We start from the raw sequence: 26,423 nt of genomic DNA on the forward strand, positions 1-26,423 counted from the left end.
ATGCTATCAATTACGCAAACGTTTGCATAATTAATATTTAATTTGCGGGCAACCAGGAGTCCATCAAATCCGTGCAATATTTGCACGCTCTGTTGCACCAAATCCTTGCAGGCAGCGTCGTCTTCCCGCGTCGCTCCAGGCATCTTCCTCCCCTACTCGTGGCAAAAAAACGCGCCTCCATCACGGACCTGGCCAGAGAGCTCAACATCTCCGTTTCGACCGTATCGCGGGCGCTGAGCGGGCACAGTGCCATCAGCGAAGCCACCGTGAAACGGGTAACCGCGCTGGCCAAGGAGCTTGGCTACCATCCCAATAGCCTGGCCTCGGGCCTGCGCCGGGGCCGCAGCAACATGCTGGGCGTGGTGGTGCCGCACATCGACGGCAACTTCTTCTCGCAGGTAGTCAAGGGTATTGAAGCCGCAGCCAGCAAAGCTGGTTATCACGTGCTTATCTGCCAGTCAAACGAAGACATTGCGCACGAGCGCGAAAACCTGGAAACCCTGATGAACGCCCAGGTAGAAGGCATTCTGGTGTCGGTGTCGCGCACCACCACCGAGTTCAAGCACTTCGAGAAAGTACGTAAGCGCGACATTCCGCTGGTGTTTTTCGACCGCATTCTGGAAGGCTACAACGTGAATGCCGTGGTGCTCGATGACCGGGCCGGCGGCTACCGCGCCACCAAACACCTGCTGGAACAAGGCTACCGGCGCATTGCCCACTTTAGCGGCCCCCAGCATCTGAACATTTACAAGCAGCGCCGCCAGGGCTACGAGGATGCCCTGCGCGAGTTCGGCCTGCCCGTAGAGGAGCAGCTCATTGTGGTGGGCGACATGAAAATGCAGGACGGCACCGCCGGAATGAGCAAGCTGCTGGCCCTGCCCCAGCCGCCCGATGCCGTGTTTTCGGGCAGCGACTTTTCGGCCGCCGGCGCGCTGGAGCTGCTCCAGGAGCGTGGCCTGCGCGTACCCGAAGACATTGGCCTCGTGGGCTTTAGCAACGAGGTATTCTCCCGCCTCACGGTGCCCAAAATCACCTCCATCGACCAGCACTGCGAGCTGATGGGACGGTCGGCTACGCACCTTTTGCTGCAGATAATGCAGGAGCAGAACCAGCAGTTTGCGCCGCGGCACATGGTGCTGCAGCCCGATTTGTTTGTGCGCGCGTCGTCGCTGCGCATCGGGTAGGCCGAGGCCGGAGCAGGGAAGGCAAGGAAATAGATTGGCGTCTTTTTTTTGGCAATACACGCAAACGTTTGCATGTATTTGCTACCTTCGCGGCATCCATTCCCACCCACCGCGCTTTTGCCCATGAATCTGTTGCCCCGTGCCTGCTGGTCGCTGGCTGCGTTGCTGCCTGGCGGCAGCCCTGTGCTGGCACAGTCGGCCGCGCCGCTGGCCCCGCTGGCCTACGAGGAGCTGGCGCCGGGAGCCATCCGGCCGGCCGGCTGGCTGCGCACGCACCTGGGCATTATGCGCGACCACACCACCGGCCACCTCGACGAAACCTTCCCCAAGCTGCGCGAACGCAACGGCTGGCTGGGCGGCACCGGCGACAACTGGGAGGCCACGCCCTACTGGCTCGATGGCGCTGTGCCACTGGCGTATGCGCTGGCCGATAAACCGCTGCTAGCCAAGGTGCGGCGCTACATCGACTGGTCGATTACCAACCAGCGGCCCTCGGGTTATTTCGGGCCGCTTACCAAAGAGGAGCAGCAGGCGGGGCATTTGCTGGATATCCAGGGCGCGCAGGGCCAGGACTGGTGGCCGCGCATGGTGATGCTCAAAGTGATGCAGCAGCACTACCAGGCCACGCGCGATGCCCGTGTTATCCCTTTCCTGACCAGGTATTTCCGCTACCAGCTGGCTAATCTGAAAGCTGCCCCGCTGGGCCGGTGGACGGAGTGGAGCACCGTGCGGGGCGGCGATAATCTCCTGGTCGTGTATTGGTTGTATCGCCAGACCGGCGAGCCCTTTTTGCGTGAATTGGGCGAGCTGCTGTACCAGCAAACCACGCCCTGGACCACCCTGCTCGGCAACCGCGACTGGGTGATGGAGGCCGCCGCCAACCAAACCGACGCCCACTGGATGGACCGCCACGGCGTGAACGTGGGCCTGGGCCTGAAACTGCCCGTGGTGTACGCCCAGGCCCACCCCGACCAGCCGGCGCTGCCCCGGGCCTTGCGCACGGGCTGGAAGGATATTATGACCCTGCACGGCCTGCCCAACGGCATGTTTTCGGCCGATGAGGACCTGCACGGCAACCTGCCCACCCAAGGCAGCGAGCTGTGTGCGGTGGTCGAAACCATGTTTTCGCTGGAGCAGGCCGCCGCCATCACGGGCGAGCCGGGCTACCTCGACGCGCTGGAGCGCATTGCCTACAACGCGCTGCCCACCCAGACCTCCGACGATTTCGAAAACCGCCAGTATTTCCAGGTGGCCAACCAGGTGCAGGTGCAGCGCGGCGTGTTCAACTTTTCGCTGCCCTTCGAGCACGGCATGAACAACGTGTTTGGCCCCTACGCGGGCTACACCTGCTGCACCGAGAACATGCACCAGGGCTGGGCCAAATTCGCCACACACCTCTGGTACGCCACGCCGGCCCAGGGCCTGGCCGCGCTGGAGTATGCCCCCAACACGCTGACTGCAAGCGTGAACGGCAACGTGCCGGTGACCATTCGGGAAGAAACCACTTACCCTTTTGGCGATGAAGTCAACTTTGTGGTGGACCTGAAAAAGCCTGCCGCATTCCCGCTCGCGCTGCGCGTACCGGGCTGGTGCGCCGAGGCCACCGTGCTGCTCAACGGCCAGCCGCTGCGCACCGACAAGGGCGGGCAGATTATCAGTATCAGCCGCACCTGGCGCAAGGCCGACCGCCTCACCCTGCGCCTGCCCATGCCAGTGCGCACCAGCAGCTGGGCCCGCAACTCGCGCACGCTGGAGCGCGGCCCGCTCGTGTACGCGCTGCGCATCAAGGAGCAGTGGCAGGAAAGCCAGCACCCCGACGAAGGCCGCTACTTCACCCTCGCGCCCCTCAGTCCGTGGAATTACGGCCTGCCCCGCGCCGTGGTTGATGACCCGGTGCGCGCTACTACTGTGACCTTGAAGCAGCTGACTACCAGCGCCGACGGCTTTTACTGGAACACCGCCAACGCGCCCATCGAAATCACGGTGAGTGGCCGCCGCCTGCCCACCTGGCAGCTCGAAGAAGGCGTGGCTCCGCAGCCCGTGACGCCCCGCGACGGCATCTATAAAGGCCCCGTGGATGCCAATTCCGAAACCCTCACCTTCATTCCCTACGGCTGCACCAAGCTGCGCGTCGTGGCCCTTCCCATCATTCCCTGAGCTATGATTTTACGTCAACTTACCCTTGCGGCTGCCCTGCTTTTGGGCGGTGCCTCCGGCGCACTGGCGCAGGCCCCCGCCTCGGGCCGCACCTTCACTAACCCACTGAAAGTGAACGGGCCCGACCCGTGGGTCATCCGGCGCGGCGGCTTTTATTACTACACCAACACCATGGGGCGAAACATCACGCTCTGGAAAGCCAGCACGCTGGAAGGCGTGAAGGAAGCCACCGGCGCGGTAGTGTGGACGCCCCCCGCCGCCGGCCCCAACTCCACCCAAATCTGGGCGCCCGAGCTGCATTTCCTCGGCGGCAAATGGTACCTCTACTACACGGCTTCCGATAAGGCCAAGCCCAGCGACGCCACGCGCTACGTGTTTGTGCTGGAAAACAGCAGCGCCGACCCTACCACTGGCACCTGGGTTGACAAGGGCCGCGTAAACACCAAATACTCAGGCCTCGACGGCTCGGTGTTTGAGCACGGCGGGAAGCAGTATTTCCTGTATTCGGCCTACGTGGGGCCGCAGAGCGTGCTGGCCATTGCCCCGCTCCGCAACCCCTGGACGATTGACAGCACCCGCGAAACCATCATTGCCCGGCCCACTTTTGCCTGGGAAAAGGGCGGCGGCCGCCAGATTCTGGAAGGCCCCGAATTTCTGGCCGGCAGGAAGGGGCAGTTGTTCATCGTGTACTCGGCCAGCGCCTGCTGGGACGATAATTACTCGCTGGGCATGCTCACGGCCCGCTCCGGCACCGACCCGCTCAAGGCCGAATCGTGGGTGAAAACGCCGGAGCCGGTGTTTCATCCCTCGCCCGAAAACGGCGTGTGGGGCACCGGCCACAACGGCTTCACCACCTCGCCCGACGGCCGCGAAAACTGGATTATCTACCACGCCAAAGCCGCCGCCGATGGCAAGTGCGAGGGCCGCAGCGCCCGCGCCCAGCGCTTCGGCTGGCGCGCCGATGGCTCGCCGGATTTCGGCGTGCCGGCGGCTTTGAGCACGCCGCAGCCGGTGCCGTCGGGCAAGTAGCGGCGGCTTTTTCTCCTTGATTTTTATTTTCTCCCCCAACTTTTCTTTCACCACGTTCGCATGAAAAAAATTTCGCTCCTGCTGCTCGGGCTGGCGCTGCTTGGCTCGCCGGCAGCTCAGGCTCAAAAGGTTAAAACCAAAGGCACGGCTGCTGCCCCGGCAATGGGCCAGGACACGCGCTGGTCTGCCGCCAAAGCCAACGCCTGGTACAATGCCCATCCGTGGATGACGGGCGCCAATTTCATCCCCAGCACGGCCATCAACCAGCTCGAAATGTGGCAGGCGGCCACTTTCGATGCGCCCACCATCGACAAGGAACTGGGCTGGGCCGAGGGCATCGGCTTCAACACCATGCGGGTATTCCTGCACAACCTGGCCTGGAAAGAAGACCCGGCCGGCTTCAAAAAGCGCATGGGCGACTACCTCGCCATTGCCGATAAGCATCACATTCAGACCATCTTTGTCTTCTTCGACGACTGCTGGAATAAGGACCCCAAAGTGGGCACCCAGCCCGCGCCCAAAACCGGCGTGCACAACTCGGGCTGGATGCAGGACCCCGGCGACCCGGCCTCGCGCGACTCGGCCACCTTCATGCAGCTGAAGCCCTACGTGACTGACGTGCTCACGAGCTTTGCCCACGATAAGCGCGTACTGCTCTGGGACTTGTATAACGAGCCCGGCAACTCGGGCAAAGTCAATGCGTCGCTGCCGCTGGTGCGCAACACCTTTGCCTGGGCCACCGCCGTGCGCCCCGACCAGCCGCTGAGCATGGGCCTCTGGAACTGGGGTTTCAAGGAGTTAAACATGTATCAGGCGCTGCATTCCGACGTCATCACCTACCACAACTACGACGAAACCGCCGCCCACGAGCGGGTGGCCGAGCTGCTGGAAACGCACGGCCGGCCGCTCATCTGCACCGAGTACATGGCCCGCCCGCGCAACTCGCGCTTCGTGAACATCCTGCCCATGCTGAAAAAGCGCCACATCGCCGCCATCAACTGGGGCCTGGTCGATGGCAAAACCAACACCAAGTACGCCTGGGATACCCCGCTGGCCGACGGCAGTGAGCCCAACGAGTGGTTCCACGAGGTGTTCCGCAAAGACGGCACGCCCTACCGCCAGGACGAAGCCGATTTCATCAAGAAGATGAATACTAAATAGTTGACACGATTCAGGGCCGGCCGTTAAGCTGGCCCTGAATTTTTCAGGTAACTGCAATGATGCGCTCTTCTCTCAATTTGGTACTGAGCCTCGGGCTGCTGCTGGGCAGTTGCGCCCGGCCCATGAGCCCGGCCACGACGGCGACCACCGCCGCCACAAAGGCCCCGGCGGCCACGTTCACCAACCCGCTGCTGCCCTCCGGAGCCGACCCGTGGACGATTTACCACGACGGCTACTATTACTACACCAACACCACCGGCAACAACCTCACGCTCTGGAAAACCAGGAGCCTCGCCGAGCTGAAAACGGCCGAGAAAAAGGTAGTTTGGACGCCACCTGCCACCGGCCCGAATTCGCGCGAAATCTGGGCACCCGAGTTGCACTACCTGCGCGGCAAGTGGTACCTCTACTACGCCGCCGATGCCGGCACCAACCAGACCCACCGCCTCTGGGTGCTCGAAAACAGCTCGCCCGACCCGCTGCAAGGCACCTGGATTGACCGGGGTAAAATTGCCGACCCGGCCAACGATAAGTGGGCCATCGACGGGTCGTTGTTTGAGCACAAGGGCCAGCTGTATTTCATCTGGTCGGGCTGGGAGGGCGACACCAACGGCCGCCAGAGCATCTACCTCGCGCCCATGAAAAGCCCCTGGGAGCTGGCCGGCCCGCGCGTGAAAGTCTCCAGCTCGACCTACGCCTGGGAGCAGCACGGCGACCTGAAAAACCCGAATGACCCGCCGCACGTCGATGTGAACGAAGGCCCCGAAGTGCTGCGCCACGGCGACAAGCTCTTTCTGATTTATTCGGCCAGCGGCTGCTGGACCGACTTTTACGCCCTCGGCATGCTCACGGCCTCAGTCAGTAGTGACGTGCTGAATCCGGCATCCTGGACCAAGTCGCCGGAGCCGGTTTTTCAGCAGTCGGCCGCCAATAAGGTATACGCGCCGGGCCACAACTCCTTCTTCACCTCGCCCGATGGCAAGGAAAACTGGCTGCTCTACCACGCCAACGACGAGCCCGGCCAGGGCTGCGGCCGCTTCCGCTCGCCGCGCATGCAGCCCTTTACCTGGCGCGCCGATGGCACGCCCGATTTTGGCCTGCCGGTGCCGGTGGGGCAGACGCTAGCGCAGCCCTCGGCAAGAGGAAAGTAGCCGGAACCTCACAAAACCTGCTGCATATCTATGGAAAAAGCGTGTTTCCGCCTAAATTTGGAGGAAACATGCTTTTCCACTTACCTCTTTGATTATGAGAATAACCGTTACTCCTTTTCGCACACTCTTCCTGAGCGCCCTTGGTTTGGGCGCTGCCGTCACTTCGCAAGCAGCCTTTTTGCCGGTTGCCGTGACGGGGTACAACGCCGACGTGGTGGCCAACGGCACCGGCACCGTCATTTCCTCGACCACCGACGACGTGGACGGTGGCGCGGTGGGCAACCGCTTTAACTTTATGGCGCCCACGTTCATCGGCTCCACGGGCGTGGCCCCCACCTCGTTCCTGCCGGCCAGCGGGCTCTTCACCAGCGCCAACACCACCGGGCTGTCGTTTCAGCTGGCCTCGTACAGCGCCAACAACTCATTGCGCATCAACGGCGTGGGCTCGGGCACGCTGACGTTTCCGACGCCGCGGGCGGCATCGGACGTGTACCTGCTGGCGACGTCGGGCAACGGGGCCAGCGCCTTCACCGCCACGGTCACCTTCACCGATGGCACCACGCAGGTCTTCACGGGCCTTTCGGCGGCCGACTGGTTTTCGGGCACTAGCAACATCGCCCTGCGCGGCTTCGGCCGGGTGGGCCGCGACAACAACGTCATCCAAAACAGCACCACCGACCCGCGCCTCTACGAATTCCGCCTCACGCTGCTGGCCGCCAATGCCGCGAAGCCGATTCAGAGCATCGGCATCGCGAAATCCGCTACGCTCGGGGCGCTCAACGTAATGGGCGTCAGCATCAACTCAACCGTAACGGCCACGCTGCCCGGCCAAGAAGCGCTGAGCGTGAATGCCTATCCCAACCCGACCGCCAACCGGCTCACCGTGCAGGCCCCTGCCGAGGCCAGCGCGGCCGCTACCGTGCTCCTGCTCGACCACACCGGCCGCACCCTGCAGGTACTGCCCGTGCGCAACCGCGAAGCCCGCTTCGACCTCGGCAACCTCGCCGCCGGCCTCTACCTGGCCCGCTACCAGGACGGCGACCGCACCCGTACCCTGAAAGTGGTGAAGCAATAAATCCGGCCCTTTTTTAAGCGTCTGAGAATCCCCGTAGCGCCGGCTGCGGGGATTTTTTGTGCCTGGCCGGCCGTTTATATCGGTCGGGCACGGCAGCGTTTACCACGGCAGCGGCCGTACCTTTGCCCCCGAATACCCCGACCCCATGATTTCAATCTCCGACCTCGACTTCCACTTCGGCTCCCGCACGCTGTACGACAACGCCAGCCTGCACATCAAGCCCAAGGATAAAATCGGCCTCATCGGCCTCAACGGCACCGGCAAATCGACGCTGCTGCGCCTGCTCGTGGGCGAGTACAAGGCCGACGGCGGCTCGATTTCGATGAGCAAGGAAGTGACGCTGGGCTTCCTCAACCAGGACTTGCTGAGCTACGACACGCACGAGAGCATTCTGCACGTGGCCATGCAGGCCTTCGAGGAAGCGCTGGAGCTGCAGAAGAAGATTGACGAAATCCTGGTGCTGTTTGAAACCGACTACTCCGATGATTTGGTGGACAAGCTGGCCACCATGCAGGAGCGGTTTGAGGCGCTGGGCGGCTACACCATGCAGGCCCGCGCCGAGGAAATCCTGGAAGGCCTGGGCTTCAGCACCGAAGACCTGCAAAAGCCGCTGAAAAGCTTCTCGGGCGGCTGGCGCATGCGCGTGATGCTGGCCAAAATCCTGCTCCAGCAGCCCTCCCTCCTGCTCCTCGACGAACCCACCAACCACCTGGACCTGCCGAGTATTAAGTGGATTGAGAACTACCTGGCCGACTACGAAGGGGCCGTCATCATCGTGAGCCACGACCGCGCCTTCCTCGACCGCACCACCAACACCACCGTGGAAGTGCTGGGCGGCAAGCTGGTGCCCTACGCCGGCAACTACAGCTATTACCTCGAAGAGAAAGAGGAGCGCAACCTCATCCAGAAAGGCGCTTTCGAGAACCAGCAGGCCCAGATTCGGCAGGCCGAGCGGTTCATCGAGCGCTTCAAGGCCAAGGCCAGCAAGGCCAAGCAGGCCCAGAGCCGCGTGAAAGCCCTCGACAAGCTCGAGCGCATTGAGGACGTGGCCCAGGACGCGGCCAAAATCAACATGAAGTTCACCTTCAAAGTCGAGCCCGGCCGCCACATCCTGCGCATGGAGCACGTGACGAAAAAGTACGACCAGAAGCTGATTTTCCGCGACACCAACGTGCACATCGAGCGCGGCGACAAAATCGCCCTCATCGGGGCCAACGGCAAGGGCAAATCGACGCTCATGCGCCTGGTGGCGGGCACCGAGGCGCCCACCGCCGGCAAGCACCAGCTGGGCCACAACGTGATTATGTCGTTCTACGCCCAGCACCAGCTGGAGTCGCTCACACTCGACAACGAGATTCTGCAGGAGATGAGCGAGGCCGGCTCGAAGCGCAACGACATGGAGCTGCGCTCGGTGCTGGGCTCGTTCCTGTTCACGGGCGAGGAGGTGTTCAAGAAAATCAAGGTGCTGAGCGGCGGCGAGAAAAGCCGCGTGGCCCTGGCCAAAACCCTGATTTCGGAAGCCAACTTCCTGCTGCTCGACGAACCGACCAACCACCTCGACATGGTGTCGGTCAACATCCTGATTCAGGCCCTGGAACAGTACGAAGGCACGTTCATCGTCATCAGCCACGACCGCTACTTCGTGGAGAACGTGGCCACCAAAATCTGGTTTATCGAAGACTACCAGCTGAAGGAGTACCCCGGCACCTACGCCGAGTACGAGCAGTGGCAGGAAGACCGCGAGAAAGCCGCCAAAAAAGCCGGCCTGCCCTCGCCATCGGCCAACAAGCCGCAGCCCAAGGAGGAAAAGAAAGCCGAGGCCACGCCCGCCAAAACCTCCTCGCCCGACCAGAAGAAAGCCCTCAGGGAGCTGGCCGAAGTAGAGGCCAAAATCGACGTGCTCGAAAAGGAGCTGGCCGGCTACGAGAAGCAGCTCGCCGACCCCAAAATCTACGACAACGCCGCCCAGCTCAAGGACGCGACCATGAAGTTCGAGCAGGTGAAGAAGGAGCTGGCGCAGCTGAACGACCGCTGGGAAATGCTGGCCGAGGTGTAGCGCCAGAATTGCCGTGAAAGCAAAAGCCTCTCCCGAAGCACTGCGCTTCGGGAGAGGCTTTTTAGTGTTGGAATGGGTGCGACGTATCGGCGCGGGCGGCAGCCTATTTCAACACCACGCCGCGGGCTTTGAGCACGGTTTGCTTTTCCAGCTCCAGCAGCTCGTCCACGTAGCTGCCGTATTCGGCAATGGCCTGGTGGTTTTCGATGCGGTAATACGGCGGCGGAAAACGCTTCGCTACCAAAGCCGGGTCATAATCGGTGAGGTCGGTAACGACCGGCTCGCGGAACCTGAGCCGGTGCGGCTTCAGGATGGAAGCCCCCGGCCGGGTGGCGTAGGCTTCGGCCGGAAAGGGGGCCGCCCAGCGGTTGTCGGTGGTTTTGTAGAGGGGGAAATACTGGTATTTCTGATGAATCAGCTCCTGGCAGTATTCGCTCACAAACAACAGCACGGTTTGGTGCTTGCTGAACTGCGGCATGCCATAATGGTCGTAGGCCGTGAACTGCACGGTATCGCCGGGCAGCCGGCCGTACACGTTGCCGAGCACCTGGTAGCGGGCCTGGAATTTGGAGTCCATCGAAAACCGGTCGCAGTAATAAACGTGCTTAGCGTATTCGACGCCAATTTTCTGGCCGATGAACGCATAGTGCCGGGGCAGCGTGTCGCGGCAGGGCACGTATGGGACGCATGGCTCGGGCTGCAGCTCGATGAGGATGGCGGGCCGCTGCAGCAAATCGGCCACCCGGTGCACCTGCCGGATGGCGTGGTAGGCTTCGAAGAAGAGCGAATCGGTGGGCCGCGCCCAGATGACAAACCGGCCGCCGTCCTTGGCCCGGGCCCGCACCGTCGAATCAGTACTGAGCCGGACTTCGGTGGCCAGGTCGAAGCCGGGCGCCCGCGTGATTTTCCGTATCGAATCGTTAACGGTCACGAATACGGTGTTGTACGGCTTGTTGGGTACCCGGGCCGTGCCCGTGATGCGCACGCGCTGGGCCCGGCCGGGCCCGGCAAGCAGGCACAGCAACGGCAGCAGGGCAAGTAGTCGGCGCATCATATGCCCAAAGTAACGGCGAAAACGGTAGAGGGAGCCGGCAGGCCGCCTACCCGGCGGCTTTCTCCTCCAGGAAGGCCACGCGGCCGCTGGCAATGTCGTGCATGCCGCCCACGATGCCGATTTCGCCTTTATCAATCATTTCCTTCAATATCGGGCTGCGCTCCTGAATGGCCTGCACGGTGCGCTGCACGTTGATGAGGGCTACTTTCTCGACGAAATCCGGGTTGCCGGAGTTGCGATTTTCCGTTTCGGTTTTCTCGTTGAAAACGGCCGGCTGAATCTTGTTGAGCAGGGCCGTGAGGTTGCCCATTTCCACGTGGTCGCAGGCGCCTTTGATGGCGCCGCACTTCGAGTGGCCCAGCACCACAATAATTTTCGAGCCGGCCACCTTGCAGGCAAACTCCATGCTGCCCAGAATGTCCTCGTTGATGATGTTGCCGGCCACCCGCACGCTGAACACATCGCCCAGGCCCTGGTCGAAAATCAGCTCGGCCGAGGTGCGGCTGTCGATGCAGCTCAGGATAACGGCGAACGGGAACTGGCCGTCGGCGGTGTAGCCGGCCTGCTCCAGCAGGTTGCGGTTGGCTTTCAGGTTATTCACGAAACGGCTATTGCCTTCTTTCAGAATTTGCAGTGCCGTGGCGGGGGTCAGGCTGGCCTGGGTTTCCTGGGTGTGTACGCGCATGGAATGGGTTTTTGAAGGGGGTGGGAATGTTGCCGGGGCGGCAGGTCGGAGACCGGGCCGCAGTGTTCACCGCGTAAAATAACGGGGGAAAACGGTTCCGGGCCGGGGTGGGCCGCCCGCCCGGGGCGCGGGGCCGGGCCGGCCCAATCCTTCCGGCCGGGCCGTACTTTCGTGCCATGCGCTTACTTCCCCTCGCTTCCCTCCTGCTGCTGGCAGCCGCCTGTGTGCCGCTGGGCACCCCCATCACCAGCACCACGCCCGGCACCCAGAAGCCCCCCGAATACTACGCCGACAAAACCCTGCGCTACCAGGACTACACCTACTCGCCCGATGTGCGGAGCGTGCAGTGCTACATGGCCACCGGCCAGGTGAATGAGGTATTTCAGCCGCCGGTGGTGCCGCTGGGGCAAACGCCGGCCATCACGCTGGAGTTCGACGTGCTGGGCGAGCAAAGCCAGCGCTTCAACACCAAGCTCGTGCACTGCGACGCCAACTGGCAGCCCTCGGTGCTGACGGATATGCAGTTTCTGAGCGAGATAAACGAGTTTTTGATTACCGACTACCGGGTGGGCACGGGCACCAAAGCGCCGTATTTCCATTACAAAACGCGGGCCCCGCAGGTGAAGCTGAGCGGCAACTACCTGTGGGTGGTGCAAACGCCGGCCGGGGTGCCGCTGCTCTCGCGCCGGCTGCTGGTGTACGAAAACCAGGTGCAGGTGGGCCTGGCCCCCGGCATCGTCATTGGCGGCAAGGAGCGGTTTACCATGCAGCAGCTCGATTTCAGCGTGAGCTACGGCAGCGTGGACCTGGTGAACCCGGCCGTGGAGGTGAAGGTGGTGCTGCGCCAGAATTTCCGCTGGGACAATGCCAAGTACAACCTGCATCCCACCTTTGTGCGCGACACCGAGCGGCGGCTCGACTACCAGTATTTCAACTTCGAAAACGCCTTTCCCGGCCTCAGCGAGTACCGGTATTTCGACACCCGCTCCATTCAGACGGTGGGCCTGGGCGTGCTGCACGTAGACCCGCGCGCCCAGCCCGTCACCACCGTGGAGCTGCTGCCGGAAGTGTCGCGCAGCCTCACCGCCTACAACCAATACGTGGATTCCAACGGCCAGCGCGTGTTCGAGAGCCGCGAATACGGCAACGGGGCCACCAACGCCGACTACGCCAACGTCACCTTCCAGCTAAAGGCCGACCAGCCCGCACCGGGGCCGGTGTACGTGTTTGGGGCGCTCAGCGACTGGCAGCTCAAGGACGAGTTCAAGATGACCTACGACGAAGCCCGGCAGCTTTATACCGGCCACGCCCTGCTCAAGCAAGGCTATTACAATTACGATTTCGCCGTGGCCGGCGCGCAGGGCACGCCGCCCAACGAGGTGTATTTCGAAGGCAGCCACTACGAAACCGAAAACCAGTACGACCTGCTGGTGTACTACCGCCCGCCCGGCACCCGCGCCGACCTGCTCATCGGCTACAAGTCGGTGGACATGAACAGCCGGCAGTAGGCTATATCCCAGCCAGTTATAGCCTGGCAATCTGACAAAGCCTGTCACTCGCCGCTGAATGCTATTTCCCGCTGAGCTCTACGCTGGTTTTCAGGGCCAGCGGGGCCATTTGCTGCCCGCCGCTGTAGCCGCCCCGGCCACCGCCGCCGCCGCGCATGCCCCCACCGCCGCGCATACCGCCGCCACCACCCATTCCACCGCCCATACCGCCGCCGCGCATACCACCGCCCCCACGCATTCCCCCGCCTTGCATGCCGCCGCCCCCGCCGCCCTGGCTGGGCATGGTGAGCTTGCCACCGGCCAGCATGACACCAACCACGGCCTTCTGGCCGGTGGCTAGCGCCGGCAGCTTGTGATAGAGCAGCCGCAGGGGCACGGCCAGCTCGTACAGCAGGTCATCCTGCGCATCGAGCGCCACGGCCGCTTTCACGCCCAGCTGCGATTGCGCGTCGGTCAGGGTCGGCTCCTTGCTGCCTTTGTAGTTCAGCAGCTCCATTTCGGTCATTTCGGCCAGGGCCCTGGTCGTGCGGGCCCGGCGGGCCGCCTCCCGGTCTGGGGCTGATGCATCGGCATTTTCGGGGCGGGAAGAAGTTTCGCTGGTCGCGTCGCGGCCGGCGGCCGGGCGTCCCAGCGGGTAGTGCACGCCAAACTGGTGCTGGTTGCGGCCCGTGGTATCGAGCCAGACGGTGAGGCCGAGGCGCACGATTTTGGCCTGGGTGATGGGGTCGGCCGCTTTCAGCCGCACGTACACCATGCGGCCGTCGTTCAGCACTTGGTATTGCAGCTTGCTGGTGGGGTCATAATGCAGCGAGTCGGCCCACTCCGCAGCCTGCCCGTCGATGACCGGCGGCGCGGCCGCAAACCGGCTGGCGCTGCTGGCCGTGGGCTGGCGGCTGCACGCCCCCAACAAAAAAGCTACTGACAGCCCAACGGGCCAAAACCGGAGAATACGCATTGAGCTACAGGGGAAGTACGGGCACGACAACGGCCGCAATGCTACCCCGCCGCAGGTGTGTTTTGAGTGAAAGCGCGGCGGCTGTTCGCAACTTGGCAGGAAAATGGCGTAGGCGTGCCTGGCGTTTGGCTGTGGCCGTGGGTTGCTTCAGGCCATTTTCATCATGAGCAACCCCAGCGCAACCGCACCGGGCCCGCCACCGTTGCAAGCCCATTCGTCGCCTTCACCGGGTAATTCCGCTTTATTTATTCCCATGAATTCTTCTTCGCTTCGCCCCCTGCGCACCGGTGCATTATTTGCCCTGCTGCTGCCGCTCGCCAGCTCTTCCACCATTACCGATTGGGCCGCCCGCCGCCCTGCTGCGCCCGCCACTCCGACCGCCCGGCCCCTGCAGGGCGCCAAACCCGACCCGGCCGTCATTGCCCAGTTCGGCCTCTACAACAGCGCCAAGCTGCAAAGCCTCATCGACGCCAAAGGCAAGCAGATGACGGCCGTATCGGACCGCCCCGGCGACTACGGCTTCACCGTGGTCGACTCGCCGGTCATCAACGCCTTCGCCACGCCCGATGGCCACGTCTATTTCACGCGCGGCATCATGGCCTACTTCAATAACGAAGCCCAGTTTGCCGGGGTACTCGGGCACGAACTGGGCCACATCACGGCCCAGCACGGCAAGAAGCAGCAGACGCGCAGCACCGGCATCGGCATCGCAATGATACTGGGCCAGGTGCTGGCTCCGCGCGTGATGCAGTCGGTAGGCGGCATTGCCCAGCAGGTGGTAGGCCTGGGCATGCTGAAATACAGCCGCGACGACGAGAACGAAGCCGACGGCCTGGGCGTGAAATACTCCACCAAAATCGGCTACGACGCCAGCTACATGGCCGATTTCTTCCAGACGTTGCAGCGCACCGAGGAGCAGAGCGGCAGCAGCATTCCCACCTTCCTGAGCACCCACCCCAACTCGGCCGACCGCTACACCCGCGTGAAGCAGCTAGCTGCCCAGGCCCGGCAGTCCGTCGGCAACCGGGCGCTGGCCGTGAACCGCGACCAGTACCTGCGCCAGATTGAGGGCCTGACCTTCGGCGAAGACCCGCGCCAAGGCTTCGTGGAAAACAGCGTGTTCTACCACCCCGATTTGAAATTCCGCTTCCCCATCCCCTCGGGCTGGAAATCGAACAACTCGCCCGAGCAGTTCCAGATGCAGGAACCCAACGGCAAGGCCCTGCTGGTGTTCCTGGGCGCCAGCGGCAGCTCGCTGGACGAAGCCGGCCAGAGCCTCGCCAAGTCCATCGGCCTGGCCTCGGCCAATGCCAGCAAAACCACCATCAACGGCTTCCCGGCCCTCGTTTTCGAAGGCGACCAGCAGGCTTCCAGCTCCAGCTCCAGCAGCACGCCGGCCCACGTCCTGGCCCAGCTCATTCAGGACGGCAAGAGCATTTATGCCTTCGTAGGCTTGGCCGCGCCGGCGTCGTTCAGCACCTATGCGCCGCAGTTCCAGCAAGCCGCGCAAGGCTACGCCCGCCTCACCGAAGCCGACAAGCTGAACCGTCAGCCCGAGCACGTGCACATCCGCACTGCCACCGGCTCGCAGACGCTGGCTTCGGCGTTCGCCGCTGCTGGCATCCCGAGCAAGCGCTACGAGGAGCTGGCCATTCTCAATGGCATGAAAACCACGGATAAGCTCAGCAAAGGCATGCTATATAAGGTGGTGGGCAAATAGCGAAATACCAGATTCCGGGGCTGAGCCAGGCAGCAGATAAGCCCCTTAACTCAGCCCCGGAATCTGGTATTTCGCTATTTACTGGTATTAAATATTGCTTAAGCCGCAACCGTTTTTTTCTTGGTCATAAATGGTTTTTCAGCCAATAAATAGAACAGGTATGAAATAGCAATAATAAACACCACCCCTACCACATCCATAAACAGTATGCCAGCAAATGGCGAAATATAAAGCGGAGTCAGCAAATAGACATAAATAGCTTCAAGCAGCGGCGCATGAATAAGGTAGATGCTGTAAGCGAAAGTACCCGTGAGGCTAAGCGGCTGCCAGGAAAGCAACTTTCGCAAATAGGAAAAACCGCCACGCGCTACTATTACCAACAAACAAGCCGATGAGAGGCCCACTAATACATCCAGCAGGACATAGTTAGTGCCTAATACATCTATTTCATAAGACTCCCATTCCGTTCTCCAATCCGCTACGGCCGTAAGCAGCGCCAGAATTCCAAACACTACGTACCAGCCCATAAGGCTATGCCGTTTATCGACAGCATCAGCGGTCAGATACGACGCTTTTGCCGCGATAATTCCCAGGATAAAAAGCAGCAGGTAATGAGGATTAATGCCCGTAATGCCTAAGTTGAGGCCAAAATAGCGGGCTACCGTAAATGCCACCAGCACCACTGCAGCGGCCAGGACCAGAACGGTGACTGCATTGAACCGCCGCAGAAGCACTACAATTACCGGAAAAAGAAAATAGATGCGCCATTCCACCGAAATTGACCAGAGCGCATGATTCAGCGAGTTGGCGGTTTCTACGAAGGCGTCCTGTATCAGAACCAGGTGCGTCAATAAATCCCATCCAGTAATCTTATCCAGCGGTTCCAGCCTGACCGGTTGCTTATTGCTTAACCACAGCAGGAAGACGATTAATATTGATACAGTCGTGGCAATGTAGTAAGGCGGTAAGATGCGCCTGGCCCGCTTTTTAATAAACCCCCAATAGTTGTCGCGTAAAGCGCCATTATTGCGCCCAACCGGCAAAAACAGGCAATAGCCCGAAATAACAATAAAAATATCTACCGCATAATGCCCTTTGCTGCTTAACATATAAAGCAGGTGATACGGCCGCGAGGCGTCGGCATCAAGGCCAAAGTAGTGGCTCGCGTGATGCACCACCACGTACAGCGCCATCAGGGCGCGAAAACCATCCAGATAAGATAAATGCTTGGTTTGCGAAATGGGTGTACCTACCGAAACATCGGCCATGGGCAATTATAAAATCTGACGAACCCGCGGAATCCGGTCGGGGACCAATACCACTCAGCACATCATTTGATGAATCTACCGGTCCGTCTGAGCCTGCCAGATTCTTTCACCACTTATCCCGGCTGAGGTGCAGGGAGGTATTGTGAAAAGCACTGGCAAGCTCAGCTGGACAGCTGTTGTCAGCCCGTTCGGAATTACACGTTAAACCGGAAGTGCATGATGTCGCCGTCCTGCACCACGTAGTCCTTGCCTTCCACGGCCATTTTGCCGGCTTCCTTGATTTTGACTTCGGTTTTATACTCCTGGTAATCCGGCAGCTTAATCACCTCGGCGCGGATGAAGCCCTTCTCGAAATCGGAGTGGATGACGCCGGCGGCGGCGGGCGCTTTGTCGCCGCGGTGGATGGTCCAGGCACGCACCTCCTGCACGCCGGCGGTGAAGTAGGTGATGAGGTTCAGCAGCTCGTAGCTGGCCCGGATGAGCTTGTTCAAGCCCGACTCGGTGAGGCCGTACTCGCCCAGGAACAGGGCTTTTTCCTCGGGGTCTTCCATCTCGGCAATCTGCGCTTCGATGGCGGCCGACACCAGCACCACCTGGGCGCCTTCGGCTTTCACGTGCTCGCGCAGGGCTTCCACGTGGTGGTTGCCGTTGCTGGCAATGCTGGCCTCGTCCACGTTGGCCACGTAAATCACGGGCTTGATGGTGAGCAGCTGCAGGTCGGCAATGGCGGCCAGGTCGTCTTCGGTGGCGGCTACGGCGCGGGCGTTCTGGCCAGCTTCGAGGGCGACTTTGAACTTCTGCAGCGACACCACTTCCTTCTTAGCCACGGCATCGCCGGCCTTGGCGCTGCGCTCCGATTTCTGGAGCTTCTTCTCCACGCTTTCCAGGTCCTTGAGCTGAAGCTCGGTATCGATAACGTCCTTGTCGAACACGGGGTCGACGCCGCCGGCTACGTGCACGATGTTGGGGTCGTCGAAGCAGCGCACCACGTGGATGATGGCGTCCACTTCGCGGATGTTGGCCAGAAACTTATTACCCAGACCCTCGCCCTTGCTGGCGCCCTTCACGAGGCCGGCAATGTCGACAAACTCGATGATGGTGGGCAGCACGCGCTTGGGGTTCACCAGCGCTTCCAGAATCTGCAGGCGCTCGTCGGGCACGGTGATGACGCCCACGTTGGGCTCGATGGTGCAGAACGGATAGTTGGCCGATTCGGCCTTGGCGTTGGAAAGCGCGTTGAAAAGGGTGGATTTACCGACGTTCGGCAAGCCGACGATACCGCAGCGGAGGCCCATTTATGTAGGGTTGAGTGTTGAATGTTGAGTGTTGAATTGCGGGCAATTCGGCCGCAAAGGTACGGCTTAGGCCAACGCAAAACGGCGCGAACGGATTTTCATCCATTCGCGCCGTAGAATTAAAAGCCAGCAGCGGTCAGCCGACGGCTTTCTAGAAGGCGTCGTCGGCCCGGTTGGGGTCGAAGGCGGGGCGGTCGAATTCGCGGCGGGGCTGGTCCCGGTCGTCGTAGTCGCGGGGGCGGTCCAGCTCGGCCACTTCCTCGGGGCTCAGCAGCTCCTCGCGCACGTAGTCCACGGCGTCCTGCAAGGCATCCACGAACTTGAGGAAGTCTTCCTTGTAGAGGAAGATTTTGTGCTTCTCGTACGAAACGGAGTCGTCGCCGTTCTGGCGGCGCTTGCTTTCGGTGATGGTCAGGTAGTAATCCTGGCCGCGGGTGGCTTTCACGTCGAAGAAGTACGTGCGCTTGCCGGCTTTAATGCGTTGGGAATAAATCTCTTCCTGGTCGTGACGGTCGTCCACTGGAATTGGGTGGGGTATGAGTGGGAAATAGAAACGGGCGTTTGGTTGAAAGGCCTAACTTACGAAATGCGTGGTAAAGATAAACGCGGAGGGCGGGCTCGGTGTTTGGGTATCTTTGGGCGCCTGTCGCCCTGGGCGCAGCGAAGGACCTTCGCACATTGGCACCCGTTTGTTTGCTGTAAACTGTTCAATCGTGCGAAGGTCCTTTGCCGCGCCCAGGACGACAGGCGTTTGCAGGCCTTACCTCACTCCACCCATGCCCCTCGACCTCGCCTCCATCCGCTCCTTCGAAAACCTCGAATTCCTGGCCCGCCAGCTCGTCGATGGGTTTATCACCGGCCTGCACCAGTCGCCCTACCACGGCTTCTCGGTGGAGTTTTCGGAGCACCGCCTCTACAATCCCGGCGAGAGCACGCGCCACATCGACTGGAAGGTGTTTGCCCGTACCGACAAGCTCTTCGTGAAGCGCTACGAGGAGGAAACCAACCTGCGCGCCCACCTGCTGCTCGACGTGAGCCCCAGCATGTATTACCCCGCGCCGGGCTACGACAAGCTGAAATTCAGCATCCTGGCCTCGGCCGCCCTCACCACGCTGCTCACCCGCCAGCGCGATGCCGTGGGCCTGGTCACCTTCGCCGACATCATTGAGCTCCAAACGCCGGTGCGCTCCACCAGCACGCACCGCCACACGCTGCTGCTGGCGCTGCAGCAGTTGCTCGACCGCCCGCCCGCGCCCAAATCGGGCCGGGGCACCGACGTGGCCGGCACCATTCACGCCATTGCCCGGCAGATTCCCAAACGCTCGCTCGTCATCGTGTTCAGCGACATGCTCGGGCGCGGCGCGGCCGAGCAGGAGGCGGCGCTGGCGGCCCTGCAGCACCTCAAGCACCAGCACCACGAGGTGCTGCTGTTTCACATTCTGGACCGCGCCACGGAGGCCGATTTCGAGTTTGCCGAGCGGCCCTACATTTTCGAAGACGTGGAAACCGGCCTCGAAATCAAGCTCCAGCCCTCCCAGATAAAGGAGCAATACCAGGCCACCATGACGGCCTACGAGCAGGCCCTGGCCCAGCGCTGCGGCCAGCTCCGCATCGATTTCGTGCCCGTGGACGTGCGCGAGCCGTTCGAGAAGGTGCTCTATGCCTACCTGGTGAAGCGGGGAAAAGCGAAGTAGCGGCTCCGCTTCAGCATCACGTTCCTTCCCGATTATTTAACTCCTCATCTGTGTTCATTCTTCGCACCGTATTGATTCTGCTGGTTTCGGCGCTCGTGTTTGCGCCCATCACCGGGTACATTGCTTATAACTACGGCCGCTCGTTCTGGCGCTGGTTTGCCATCGGGATGGTGCTGCCGTTCGTGTCCGTATTTATCGCACTGGGCATGGCCATGCGGGAGAAATGGGCCGAGGAAAAGGCCGAGCAGCAGCGCCGGATGCCGCCTTCGCAATAGCCCCGGCCGGTATCGGCTGGGGGCGGGCCGCCCCCAGCCGATACCGCCCCAACGCCCCGGCAGCCGTACCTTTGCCCGATACGCTATTCCTGAGTTGTTGCAATGCTTGAGGCCCTCGTTGTTATTCTGACTCCGCTGTTTTTCATGCCGCTCATGACGGCTTTTATGGCTTACAACCACGGCCGCTCGTTCTGGCGGTGGTTTGGCGTGGGGTGCGCGCTGCCGTATGTGTCGCTGTTTGTGGTGATGTTTGTGGTGCATCGCGACAAGAAGCGCCTGGCCCTGCTGACGGGCATATAGGCCTTCCCTCCCGGCCGACCGTACTGACTGCTTTTCTGCTTACCTCTTCCCTACTTTTTATGTACCAAACCCTACTTATTCTGCATTCCTGGACGCGCTGGTTCGTGCTCATCTTCGGCCTCATTGCTGTGTACCGCGCCTACGTGGGCTGGCAGGGCCGCCGCCCCTTCGTGAGCGCCGACAACGGCATGAGCGCCGCCTTTTCGGGCTTTATGTGGCTGCAGGTGCTCATCGGGCTGGGCCTTTATTTCGGCCTCAGCCCCTGGGGCCTGACTGCCATGAAGCAGGCCGGCGCCATGAAGGACCCCACCGCCCGTTTCTTCGGCATGGAGCACGCCCTGATGATGATTATTGCCGCCGCGCTGGCGCAGGTGGGCCGCATTGCCATGAAAAAAGCCGGTGATGATGCCCTCAAGCACAAAAAGCTGTTCATCTACTTCGGCATTGCGCTGCTGCTCGTGCTGCTCATGATTCCGTGGGGCATCTGGAACCCGGCCCGGCCCGCGTTCCGTTTACCCTAGGTTGGCCCGGTTACGTACATACCGCAGGCTGTCGGGCCATACTGCGCAGCTCTCCCTTAGTTCTCTTTGTTCGTGCCTACCACACCCAAACGCTCCTACTCCACCGAGGATTTCTCCGCGCTGATTAGCGCGCAGCTCCAACGGCTGGAAAGCCAGACGGAAGCCCGGCAGCGCTACGGCAGCCTGTTGACGGTACTGCGGCAGCAGGTCGACTCGTACCGACAGCGACAGGCGGGACGGAGCTAGCCGCCGGCATTTCAGGTAAACACACCAAAAAAAGCCTTCCCGCTGTAGAGTGGGAAGGCTTTTTTGGTGTCCGGGCTGCCAGGCGCCCGCCGCTGCGGTACGCTAAATGGCCTGCCCGCCCGATACTTCGATGCGCTGGCCGTTCACCCAGCCGGCTTCGTCGGAGCAGAGGAAGGCCACCACCGGGCCGATGTCGGTGGGCAGGCCCACGCGGCCCAGCGCGGTGAGACTGGCGATGTGGGCATTAATCTCCTTGTTGTCGCGGGTGCGGCCGCCGCCGAAATCGGTTTCGATGGCACCGGGCGCCACCACGTTCACGCGGATGCGGCGCGCGCCCAGCTCCTTGGCCTGGTAGCGCGTGAGGGCTTCGATGGCCGTTTTGGCGCTGCCATAGGTGGAGGAGCCGGGCATGACGATGCGCGTCAGCCCCGACGAGATGTTGATGATGCCGCCGCCGTCGTTCATAAGCGGCAGGGCCTGCTGGGTGAGGAAAAACGGGCCCTTGAAGTGGATGTTCAGGATGTCGTCGAACTGCTGCTCGGTGGTTTCGGCAAAGGCCTGGTAGAGGCCCGTGCCGGCGTTGTTGATAAGAAAATCGAACTTCTCAGTATCGAAGGTTTCCTTCAGCGCGGCGCGCACCTGCCCGAAGAAGGCGGCGAAGCCGCTCACGTTGGACGTGTCCAGCTGCAGGGCCACCGCGTTCTGGCCGGCGGCCCGCACCTGGGCCACCACGCCTTCGGCTTCGGCCTGCTGGCTGTGGTAGGTGAGGATAACGTCGAGGCCTTTTTTGGCCAGGTTGAGGGCCATGTCTTTGCCCAGGCCCCGGCTGCCGCCGGTGACGAGGGCGATTTTGGAATTGCTCATCGGTTCAAGTGATTGGGGGTGAATGATGAGGCAAAGGTCTGGCCCGGGGCGTCGGGGTTTATGGTGAGTAGTTCAGTTTAAATGGTGACACGTTCCGCATTTTCGGGGCGCTGGGCGGCCCACACCTGCTCGCGGTACTGCCGGGGGGTGCAGCCCTGGAAACGCTTGAAAAACTTGGTGAAGTTGGAGGGGTCGTAGGTGAGGTTGGCGGCGATGTCGGCCACCGAGCGGCCGGGGTCGCGCAGCAGCTCGCGGGCCACGTCCATGATGCGGGCCTCGAAAAAGTAGCACGGCGAGTGCCCGGTGGCCAGCTTAATGGTGTTGCTCAGGTGCGTGGGGTGGATGAAGAGCAAGGCCGCCAGGTCGCGCACTTCAAACATCTCGGTGGCCCGGCCGGCCACGATGTCGGCCAGGTGCCGGTCTACCTCGCGCAGGAAATCGGCGGTGATTTCGTGCTGGCGGGCGAAGAGTTTTTTGGGAAGGGGCGTAGGCATGGGTGGTACTAGTTGGTGTTGAAGCAGCGTATTATCGAAGTAAAAGGGACCTGTAATGGTTATGACGTTGAATAAATTTAGAAACTTTACTTGCTAATGCCCACCGCCAAAACATGATTCTCAACCACCTCAACCTGGCCGTCAGCGACGTGCTGCAAACCCAGGCCTTTTTCGAGCAATACTTCGGCCTGCAAGCCGTCACAAAGCCCAACGCCGCCCTCGTGGTGCTACGCGACGATGCTGGCATGGTCCTCACGCTCAGCAATTTCGACCGCGCGGCGGAAGTCGCCTACCCCGAGCATTTCCACATCGGCTTCATCCAGGAAAGCCCGGCTCAAGTTGACGCGCTGCATCAGCGCCTGACCGCCGACGGCTTCGCAGTAGACCCACCCCGCAAATTCCACGGGTCGTGGACGTTTTACCTGCGGGCCCCAGGCGGCATTTTGGTGGAGGTGCTGGCTGATATGTAAACCCAGAATGGAAAGAGCCTGCCGCTTCATCAGCGGCAGGCTCTTTTTTGGTAACTCAAGCAGCAATTACTGCCCCAGCACAATCGCAAAAATCAGCGGGGCCACGATGGTGGCGTCCGATTCGATGATAAACTTCGGCGTTTTCTCGCCCAGCTTGCCCCAGGTGATTTTCTCGTTGGGCACGGCGCCGGAGTAGCTGCCGTAGCTGGTGGTGGAGTCCGAAATCTGGCAGAAGTAGCCCCACAGCGGCACGCTGGTGCGGCCCAAGTCCTGGTGCAGCATGGGCACGACGCAGATGGGGAAGTCGCCGGCAATGCCGCCGCCAATCTGGAAGAAGCCCACTTTGCTCTCCTCCGTGGCCTGGGCGGTGTACCAGTCGGCCAGGTAAATCATGTACTGAATGCCCGTCTTCATGGTGTGCACGTTCTTGATGTCGCCCGAAATGACGTGGCCGGCGTAGATGTTGCCGAGCGTGGAGTCCTCCCAGCCGGGGCAGATGATGGGCAGGTTTTTCTCGGCCGCCGCCAGCATCCACGAGTCTTTGGGGTCAATCTGGTAGTACTGCTCCAACTCGCCGCTGAGCAGAATCTGGTAGAAAAACTCGTGCGGGAAATAGGCTTTGCCTTCCTGGTCGGCCTTCTCCCAGAACTTCAGCACCGTGTGCTCGAGGCGGCGCATGGCCTCTTCCTCGGGAATGCAGGTATCGGTCACGCGGTTCATGTGGCGCTCGAGCAGGGCCTGCTCATCGGCGGGCGTCAGGTCGCGGTAGTTGGGCACCCGCTCGTAGAAATCGTGGGCCACGAGGTTGAAGATGTCCTCCTCCAGGTTGGCCCCGGTGCAGCTGATAATCTGCACCTTGTCCTGCCGAATCAGCTCGGCCAGCTGGATACCCATTTCGGCGGTGCTCATGGCTCCGGCCAGGGTAATCATCATTTTGCCGCCCTCGGCGAGGTGCTTGTTGTAGCCATCGGCCGCATCGATGAGGGCAGCCGCGTTGAAGTGGCGGTAATGGTGCTTGAGGAAGTTGGTGATTTGCATGGGTTGGGGATTGGTTTTTATTCTCTGAACGGTCATGCTGAGCGTAGCCGAAGCATCTCGCGTGGGCTGGTCATTCAATCGTTGAAAAGAATTAGTGGCGGCACGCGAGATGCCTCGGCTACGCTCGGCATGACGTTCTGGTTGTTCATACGGTTAGCCTACGACGGCGACTCAATCATCAGGTTATGATTGGTGTAGATGCAGATATCAGCCGCGATGTGCAGGCCCTCTTCCACCATCTGGCGGGCGGTGAGGTGCGGCGCGTGCTTCTTGAGCGCCAGCGCGGCGGCCTGGGCATACATGGCGCCCGAGCCGATGGCGGCCACGTCGGAGTCGGGCTCCAGGACGTCGCCCGTACCGCTGAGGATGAGCAGCTCGTCCTTGTCGGCCACCACCATCATGGCTTCCAGCTTGCGCAGGTACTGGTCTTTGCGCCAGTCCTTGGCCAGCTCGATGGCGGCGCGCTTGAGGTTGCCGCCGTAGCTGGTCAGCTTCTCGTCGAAGCGGTCGAGCAGCATAAAGGCATCGGCCGTGGAGCCGGCGAAACCGGTCACGACCTTGCCCTCCTGGAGCTTGCGGATTTTGCGTACGTTGTTTTTGGCTACGTGCTTGTCCATGGTGGCCTGGCCGTCGGCCCCCACGGCAATTTCGCCGTTGTGGCGGATGCCGAGCACGGTCGTAGAGCGAATTCTGGTCATTACAATCTGGTTAAAAAACGGTCATCCTGAGCAAAGCGAAGGACCTTATCACGGCAGCAAGCTTCTTGAACGATTCCGCTCAATCGTGATAAGGTCCTTCGCTCTGCTCAGGATGACAACGATTTATCAATTACCTCAAATCATCAGGCGCATGGGGTCTTCCAGCAGGCTTTTCAGCGTTTGCAGGAAGGCCGCGCCGGTGGCGCCGTCCACCACGCGGTGGTCACAGCTCAGCGTCACTTTCATTATGTTGCCGATGGCCAGCGCGCCGTCTTTCACAATGGCCGTTTGCTTGATGCCGCCCACGGCCAGGATGCAGGCATCGGGCGGATTGATGATGGCCGTGAATTCATCGATGCCGAACATGCCCAGGTTCGAGATGGTGAAGGTGCTGCCCTCCCACTCGGCCGGCTGCAGCTTCTTGGCTTTGGCTTTGCCGGCCAGCTCCTTCACCTCGGTGGCGATGGCGGCCAGGCCCTTGCCGTCGGCGTTACGAATCACGGGCACCAGCAGGCCTTCGTCCACGGCCACGGCCACGCCGATGTTGATGACCTTGTTCTGCCGGATGCGGTCGCCGAGCCACGAGGAGTTCACAGCCGGGTGCGAGCGCAGGGCAATAGCCGCCGACTTCAGCACTAAGTCATTGAAGCTCAGCTTCACCGGCGACAACTCGTTGAGCTTCACGCGGGCCTCCATGGCCTTGTCCATGTTGATTTCCATCGTGAGATAGAAATGCGGCGCTGTGAACAGGCTTTCGGAGAGGCGCTTGGCAATGACTTTGCGCATCTGCGACACCGGCGTATCGGTGTAGGTGTCGGTCGAGGCCGGGGCGCTGGCAGCGGGTGCCGGCGAAGCGGCGGGGGCTGCCGCTTGCGGGGCCGCAGCCGGGGCTGGCGCAGCAGGAGCCGCTTGCGGTGCGGGAGCAGCGGCAGGTGCAGTAGCACCGGGCTGGAAGTTCTCCACGTCGCGCTGCACGATGCGGCCGTTATCGCCGCTGCCCACTACCTGCGAGAGGTTGATGCCTTTTTCCTTGGCAATGCTCTTGGCCAGCGGCGAGGCCAGAATACGGCCGTTGCTGGCCGGGGCGGCGGCAGCAGGGGCAGCCGGCGCCTCGGCAGCGGCGGGAGCAGCCGCTTCGGCCGGAGCGGCCGCAGGTGCCGCGGCCGGGGCCGAACCACCGCCGAGCAGCGCCTGAATGTCGGCCCCTTCTTCGCCGATGATGGCGAGGATGCCGTCAACGGCTACGGCTTCGCCGGCTTTGGGGCCGGTGTAGAGCAGGGTGCCGTCTTCGTAGTTTTCCAGCTCCATCGTGGCTTTGTCGGTTTCGACTTCGGCCAGGATATCGCCCGATTTCACTTTGTCGCCCACGTTTTTCAACCAGCTGGCAATGGTGCCTTCGGTCATGGTGTCGCTCATTTTGGGCATGCGCACCACGGTGGCTTTCTTGCCGTTGGCGGGTGCGGCCGGCGCAGCGGCAGCGGGCACGGGGGCCGGAGCGGGCGCCGGCGCAGCGGCGGGCGGCGGC

At 61.7% G+C, this 26,423-nt stretch carries 26 protein-coding genes; 15 read left to right on the forward strand and 11 right to left on the reverse strand.

Annotated features, from left to right (window positions below):
- The first annotated feature begins 158 nt into the window (after window positions 1-158).
- The 7 genes from ACYVHT_RS17685 to ACYVHT_RS17715 all read left to right on the forward strand — a co-directional run bounded on the left by ACYVHT_RS17685 (window position 159) and on the right by ACYVHT_RS17715 (window position 9,813).
- Window positions 159-1,184 carry a LacI family DNA-binding transcriptional regulator gene (locus ACYVHT_RS17685; RefSeq protein ID WP_460554918.1) on the forward strand — a complete coding sequence of 342 codons (1,026 nt, stop codon included), beginning with the start codon at window positions 159-161 and terminating at the stop codon, window positions 1,182-1,184.
- 123 nt (window positions 1,185-1,307) lie between these two features.
- Complete coding sequence (locus ACYVHT_RS17690) at window positions 1,308-3,341, forward strand: beta-L-arabinofuranosidase domain-containing protein (protein ID WP_460554921.1); 2,034 nt, start codon at window positions 1,308-1,310, stop codon at window positions 3,339-3,341.
- Window positions 3,342-3,344: 3 nt separating this feature from the next.
- Window positions 3,345-4,370: a glycoside hydrolase family 43 protein gene (locus tag ACYVHT_RS17695; protein ID WP_460554924.1), complete on the forward strand. Its 1,026-nt coding sequence runs from the start codon at window positions 3,345-3,347 to the stop codon at window positions 4,368-4,370.
- Between the two features lie 60 nt (window positions 4,371-4,430).
- Entirely contained in the window at window positions 4,431-5,531 is a 1,101-nt protein-coding gene (locus tag ACYVHT_RS17700; protein WP_460554927.1) for a glycoside hydrolase 5 family protein, read from the forward strand.
- Between the two features lie 56 nt (window positions 5,532-5,587).
- Complete coding sequence (locus ACYVHT_RS17705; RefSeq protein ID WP_460554930.1) at window positions 5,588-6,682, forward strand: glycoside hydrolase family 43 protein; 1,095 nt, start codon at window positions 5,588-5,590, stop codon at window positions 6,680-6,682.
- Between the two features lie 190 nt (window positions 6,683-6,872).
- The gene (locus ACYVHT_RS17710) at window positions 6,873-7,757 is read left to right on the forward strand and encodes a T9SS type A sorting domain-containing protein (protein WP_460554934.1); all 885 of its coding nucleotides are present in this window, start codon (window positions 6,873-6,875) and stop codon (window positions 7,755-7,757) included.
- 145 nt (window positions 7,758-7,902) lie between these two features.
- Window positions 7,903-9,813 carry an ABC-F family ATP-binding cassette domain-containing protein gene (locus ACYVHT_RS17715; RefSeq protein WP_460554936.1) on the forward strand — a complete coding sequence of 637 codons (1,911 nt, stop codon included), beginning with the start codon at window positions 7,903-7,905 and terminating at the stop codon, window positions 9,811-9,813.
- Between the two features lie 103 nt (window positions 9,814-9,916).
- Here the strand turns inward: ACYVHT_RS17715 and ACYVHT_RS17720 are convergent, their stop codons facing one another.
- Both ACYVHT_RS17720 and ACYVHT_RS17725 read right to left on the reverse strand, forming a co-directional pair.
- Window positions 9,917-10,864 carry a hypothetical protein gene (locus ACYVHT_RS17720; protein WP_460554939.1) on the reverse strand — a complete coding sequence of 316 codons (948 nt, stop codon included), beginning with the start codon at window positions 10,862-10,864 and terminating at the stop codon, window positions 9,917-9,919.
- 49 nt (window positions 10,865-10,913) lie between these two features.
- Complete coding sequence (locus ACYVHT_RS17725; protein ID WP_460554942.1) at window positions 10,914-11,552, reverse strand: carbonic anhydrase; 639 nt, start codon at window positions 11,550-11,552, stop codon at window positions 10,914-10,916.
- Between the two features lie 176 nt (window positions 11,553-11,728).
- Between ACYVHT_RS17725 and ACYVHT_RS17730 the strand changes: the two genes are divergently transcribed.
- Window positions 11,729-13,060: a DUF5103 domain-containing protein gene (locus tag ACYVHT_RS17730; protein WP_460554945.1), complete on the forward strand. Its 1,332-nt coding sequence runs from the start codon at window positions 11,729-11,731 to the stop codon at window positions 13,058-13,060.
- Window positions 13,061-13,121: 61 nt separating this feature from the next.
- Here ACYVHT_RS17730 and ACYVHT_RS17735 read toward each other — a convergent pair whose 3' ends face one another.
- Window positions 13,122-14,015: a hypothetical protein gene (locus ACYVHT_RS17735; RefSeq protein WP_460554947.1), complete on the reverse strand. Its 894-nt coding sequence runs from the start codon at window positions 14,013-14,015 to the stop codon at window positions 13,122-13,124.
- A gap of 253 nt (window positions 14,016-14,268) precedes the next feature.
- On the opposite strand from ACYVHT_RS17735, the gene ACYVHT_RS17740 reads away from it, so the two are divergent.
- Window positions 14,269-15,735: a M48 family metalloprotease gene (locus ACYVHT_RS17740; protein WP_460554950.1), complete on the forward strand. Its 1,467-nt coding sequence runs from the start codon at window positions 14,269-14,271 to the stop codon at window positions 15,733-15,735.
- 98 nt (window positions 15,736-15,833) lie between these two features.
- Here ACYVHT_RS17740 and ACYVHT_RS17745 read toward each other — a convergent pair whose 3' ends face one another.
- From ACYVHT_RS17745 to ACYVHT_RS17755, 3 genes are all read right to left on the reverse strand, one after another.
- A complete protein-coding gene (locus ACYVHT_RS17745) occupies window positions 15,834-17,003 on the reverse strand; it encodes an acyltransferase family protein (protein ID WP_460554953.1) in 1,170 nt (389 codons plus the stop codon).
- A gap of 194 nt (window positions 17,004-17,197) precedes the next feature.
- Window positions 17,198-18,298 (reverse strand): redox-regulated ATPase YchF, encoded by a 1,101-nt coding sequence (gene ychF, locus ACYVHT_RS17750; protein WP_460554956.1) that lies wholly within the window; start codon window positions 18,296-18,298, stop codon window positions 17,198-17,200.
- A 151-nt stretch (window positions 18,299-18,449) separates the two neighbouring features.
- Window positions 18,450-18,818 carry a DUF3276 family protein gene (locus tag ACYVHT_RS17755; RefSeq protein ID WP_460554959.1) on the reverse strand — a complete coding sequence of 123 codons (369 nt, stop codon included), beginning with the start codon at window positions 18,816-18,818 and terminating at the stop codon, window positions 18,450-18,452.
- A 256-nt stretch (window positions 18,819-19,074) separates the two neighbouring features.
- Between ACYVHT_RS17755 and ACYVHT_RS17760 the strand changes: the two genes are divergently transcribed.
- The 5 genes from ACYVHT_RS17760 to ACYVHT_RS17780 all read left to right on the forward strand — a co-directional run bounded on the left by ACYVHT_RS17760 (window position 19,075) and on the right by ACYVHT_RS17780 (window position 21,334).
- Window positions 19,075-19,992: a DUF58 domain-containing protein gene (locus ACYVHT_RS17760; RefSeq protein WP_460554962.1), complete on the forward strand. Its 918-nt coding sequence runs from the start codon at window positions 19,075-19,077 to the stop codon at window positions 19,990-19,992.
- A gap of 50 nt (window positions 19,993-20,042) precedes the next feature.
- The gene (locus tag ACYVHT_RS17765) at window positions 20,043-20,267 is read left to right on the forward strand and encodes a hypothetical protein (RefSeq protein WP_460554965.1); all 225 of its coding nucleotides are present in this window, start codon (window positions 20,043-20,045) and stop codon (window positions 20,265-20,267) included.
- A 102-nt stretch (window positions 20,268-20,369) separates the two neighbouring features.
- On the forward strand, window positions 20,370-20,567 hold the full coding sequence (locus ACYVHT_RS17770; RefSeq protein WP_460554968.1) for a hypothetical protein: 198 nt from the start codon (window positions 20,370-20,372) through the stop codon (window positions 20,565-20,567).
- Window positions 20,568-20,626: 59 nt separating this feature from the next.
- The gene (locus ACYVHT_RS17775) at window positions 20,627-21,088 is read left to right on the forward strand and encodes a hypothetical protein (RefSeq protein ID WP_460554971.1); all 462 of its coding nucleotides are present in this window, start codon (window positions 20,627-20,629) and stop codon (window positions 21,086-21,088) included.
- A 72-nt stretch (window positions 21,089-21,160) separates the two neighbouring features.
- Entirely contained in the window at window positions 21,161-21,334 is a 174-nt protein-coding gene (locus tag ACYVHT_RS17780; protein ID WP_460554974.1) for a hypothetical protein, read from the forward strand.
- A gap of 102 nt (window positions 21,335-21,436) precedes the next feature.
- Here ACYVHT_RS17780 and ACYVHT_RS17785 read toward each other — a convergent pair whose 3' ends face one another.
- On the reverse strand, window positions 21,437-22,198 hold the full coding sequence (locus ACYVHT_RS17785) for a Rossmann-fold NAD(P)-binding domain-containing protein (protein WP_460554977.1): 762 nt from the start codon (window positions 22,196-22,198) through the stop codon (window positions 21,437-21,439).
- 77 nt (window positions 22,199-22,275) lie between these two features.
- Complete coding sequence (locus ACYVHT_RS17790) at window positions 22,276-22,692, reverse strand: helix-turn-helix domain-containing protein (RefSeq protein WP_460554980.1); 417 nt, start codon at window positions 22,690-22,692, stop codon at window positions 22,276-22,278.
- A 113-nt stretch (window positions 22,693-22,805) separates the two neighbouring features.
- Between ACYVHT_RS17790 and ACYVHT_RS17795 the strand changes: the two genes are divergently transcribed.
- Window positions 22,806-23,162, forward strand: coding sequence for a VOC family protein (locus tag ACYVHT_RS17795; RefSeq protein WP_460554983.1), 357 nt, complete (start codon window positions 22,806-22,808; stop codon window positions 23,160-23,162).
- Window positions 23,163-23,228: 66 nt separating this feature from the next.
- On the opposite strand, the gene ACYVHT_RS17800 is transcribed toward ACYVHT_RS17795, so the two are convergent.
- The 3 genes from ACYVHT_RS17800 to ACYVHT_RS17810 form a co-directional block, all read right to left on the reverse strand.
- Window positions 23,229-24,200 carry a deoxyhypusine synthase family protein gene (locus ACYVHT_RS17800; protein ID WP_460554986.1) on the reverse strand — a complete coding sequence of 324 codons (972 nt, stop codon included), beginning with the start codon at window positions 24,198-24,200 and terminating at the stop codon, window positions 23,229-23,231.
- Between the two features lie 158 nt (window positions 24,201-24,358).
- On the reverse strand, window positions 24,359-24,898 hold the full coding sequence (gene hslV / locus ACYVHT_RS17805) for an ATP-dependent protease subunit HslV (protein ID WP_460554989.1): 540 nt from the start codon (window positions 24,896-24,898) through the stop codon (window positions 24,359-24,361).
- Between the two features lie 135 nt (window positions 24,899-25,033).
- On the reverse strand, window positions 25,034-26,423 hold a 1,390-nt coding region (locus tag ACYVHT_RS17810), incomplete at its 5' end, for a pyruvate dehydrogenase complex dihydrolipoamide acetyltransferase (RefSeq protein WP_460554992.1).

Source organism: Hymenobacter daeguensis, from assembly GCF_054780555.1.